The organism is Niveispirillum fermenti (assembly GCF_048066175.1).
Taxonomy (GTDB): domain Bacteria; phylum Pseudomonadota; class Alphaproteobacteria; order Azospirillales; family Azospirillaceae; genus Niveispirillum; species Niveispirillum fermenti.
The window spans coordinates 1-3199 of sequence record NZ_JBLTXA010000079.1; the positions used below are offsets into that span (position 1 = coordinate 1).

Genomic DNA, 3199 nt, shown 5'->3' on the forward strand with positions numbered 1-3199 from the left:
GAATCAGAACCAACGTTCAAGGGGAATCCCCAAAATGAGTCTTCATCAATGGGAATTGGTATTATTCAAATCCGCCTGCGTTTCCCAAAAATGACATATGGTGGATTATTCAGTCTTCAAAATTATTTCCATCGCTTTAGAAAAGTCAAGCAATCCAAGACTACTCCATCGCCTCGCCAATCGAGCATCACTTGATTGGCAACTGACAAGCCGCTTTTGTTTGCCCAATGCGCCATGAGTGAGGGAGACATATAGTTACGCCATCCAGGATTGTTTCGAAATGATCCCACTGGATTCTTGTCCATTGCCGAATGGTGCAGAAAGGCGTGCCCACCAACTCGCAGCACACGCCGTATCTCTTTTATGTATTCGCGAACGACATCCGAATCAAAATGCACCATCGCATCAAAACAGTATACCAGGCTCACGACCTCATCAGGCACGCCAGCGAGCGTTGTTCCGTCGGTCTGGCGCACGATGACGTTTTCGCGACTCCGAAAACGCTCCGTGCAGTATTCAACGTTTTCCGAGTTCACATCTATAGCAACAACTTTCTTTGAGATTTCCGCTAACTTGGCAGTATTTCTGCCATGTCCACACGCCAAATCAACAACATAGTCAAACGAACAACAATTGATTGACGGCCAAATAAACCGATTCCACTGACTGTCGATAGATGCCTCAGCATCGTCGTAATACTTTGCAGCCTTCCAGTCCTTTGCGACATCATGGACTGCGGCAGCGAGATGCGGAATGTTGAGCTGCTGATGCTTGTCTGCGATTCGTTGTTCACTTGCAGGATTCTTCCCTCCTCCTGCCACACCACGATTTTCCTGATCTTGTTCCAGCACCAGCTCGCAGGGCATTGACTTCTCTTCTACAAACGGAGACCTAGAAAAATGAACGTAGCTATCGTGTTCTGGTTCGCGCAATCTCGCATGAACATCCCACCATCTGCCCAATCCTTTAGAGTGATCTATGGCTGCTATCTTCTCTAGAAGTTCCTCTCGTCCATACCACCCATCGGGGACTTCGCGTCCGAAAGGCCCGGAATGATATCCGGTAAAGCGAAATTCGACAAAATCGCCTTCAAGCGGAGGATTCGGAGCGACAAGCTTCCCATGGTTACCCTGAGGCGAAAGGGAAAACTCGGTGTATCCAGCCTTGTGCAGCATTTCCGAGGCAATGACAGTGGATGCTCCTAACTCATAGGAAACATGCAACGGTTTTTCCGGCAGTGAACATATGGCGCGGATAACTTCAATGTCCCTCCCCTCAATGTCGATCTTGACGTAGTAGGGGATGCCGTAGATCCGAAATATCTCGGATGCTGGGGTCGCGGACACCTTGATCACTTTGGAGTTTTCTGCAGTGAATCGTGTATTTTTTTCAGCAGATGACCAATCCCCGTGATCGTGGACAAAGAAGTCAATTTCGCCCGGAGCCGTGTCTATTGCGATATTGAGTAGCCTGAAACGCCCTGCCTTCGCATAAGCCTGATTCAGCTCAAACGCTTTTGCCGCAGCAGATGGGTTCGCTTCTACAGAAAGGACAAGGAAGCCTTTCTCAAGATAGAAGCGCGCATCTTGTCCGTGAAAAGCGCCAAAATCAATAATCCAGGGAGCCCTGCTCATTTCAAGTTAGAACCTTACTTGCATTGGATCAAGATCAAGAAAAATCAAGCGAGATAACTCACACGTCCGCGCTAAGTCGCCCCACCATTTCTTGCCGCACCGCTTTCCGAATAATATAATTTATCTAGATCACGTCACTGCCTCCTTCTTTCGTTCGACAGGAGTCCACTCGGGTTCCCAGCGCCCTGGCCAACGGTGCCGTCGCTGTTCTCCAATCCCTGTTCTGCAACTCAGCATAGGCTTTTTCGGAGATAGCCGCCAGCGTATTCCTGTCCAGCGACAGGATGCGCAAGGCTTGCAGGCAATCCGTAGCCGCCGTGACATCGGGCACGAGGATGCCGGTTTCGCCGTCCGTCACGACCTCAGCTGTTGCCCCCATATCGGTTGCAATGATAACCGCGCCCGCGCGCATCGCCTCCAGCACCGTAAGCGGCAGCCCCTCGTAGCGTGAGAGGAGCACGACGACATCTGCCCAGGCATAGGCTGCCGCCAGATCTTCGGGGCGCACGACCGGGGATTCCAGCACAGCGGCCACCTCGGCAGGCACGGGCAGCGCATCGTCCACCATCAGGGCCTTACCTAGCACCCGCCATTCGAGGTTCAACCCCTCGGCCCTGGACCGGCTGATGACCTCGGCCAGACGGTCGATCCCTTTTTGCCGATCGAGCCGTCCGAGATAGAGCACACGCAAGGGATCAGAAGGATCACGGGCCTTGCGCGCCGCTATGCCTCGGGCGGTCACCTCCGGCGCGATCTCGAACCCGGGCCCATTCTGCACGACTAGGATCTTGTCTCTCGGCACACCCATGCTGTGCAGCCAGTCGCCCAATTGGTATGAGCAAGGCACGAAATAATCGAAAGCGTGCTCATAGGCAAGGCCAAGATAAGTGTTGCCCACCGGCCGCCCCATCGCAGTCAGGTCATTAAGATGCAGCGAATTCAGCGTTTTCACCCCCATTCGCCGCAACTGTCCCATGATGCCCGCAATCGCCCCGCTGTGGAAGTTGATTGCCGCATCAAGCCAATGCAGCATGCCCAGCACAGGCCCCTGGCACCCAGCTTGCGCCCAGTTTGGGATGTTCGTGCCGAGATAGCTATTGGCCCCGCCGCCCCAGGGAGAAAACGTCGGGTCGACCAGCAGGTGCGTCGTTTCAAACACGCCCGCCCAATCGCTGGTCAGAGAGATGTCGTCGCTATCGAAAACGAAGGCATGCGGCACCCAACCATGTGCCTTCAGGCCCCTAGCCATCTGCAGCGCGACCTTCTCGACACCGCCGAATTCGACAAGTGGGAGGAGGAAGCCGACATGGCGTTGTCCGTCGGGAACTCGCGCCATCAGTGGGGCGCCCTGGCAAAGACGCCGCGGAATCGTATATTCGTTCCCGCGGAATGGGATACCATTGACCCTGTGCTCCCACTTCCCGAACGCAGCATCCCGAAATGGTGAAGCGCGCATGCGGTGAATCAGCGAGAGTGCATCAAAAATAGCACTAGGCTGTTTCAGCCGAGGTACCATCGTCGACCCCTGCGGAAGCTCAATTGTCAACATGGTCACGGGCGCCTTA

Annotated in this window: 2 protein-coding genes; both read right to left on the bottom strand. The window is 54.0% G+C overall.

The window, feature by feature from the left end; translation table 11 throughout:
- Window positions 1-122 precede the first annotated feature (122 nt).
- Window positions 123-1634 (bottom strand): class I SAM-dependent methyltransferase, encoded by a 1512-nt coding sequence (locus ACM9LZ_RS25650; protein ID WP_416622341.1) that lies wholly within the window; start codon window positions 1632-1634, stop codon window positions 123-125.
- Window positions 1635-1758: 124 nt separating this feature from the next.
- A partial coding sequence (locus tag ACM9LZ_RS25655; protein ID WP_416622342.1) for a glycosyltransferase family 4 protein occupies window positions 1759-3199 on the bottom strand: 1441 nt, incomplete at its 5' end.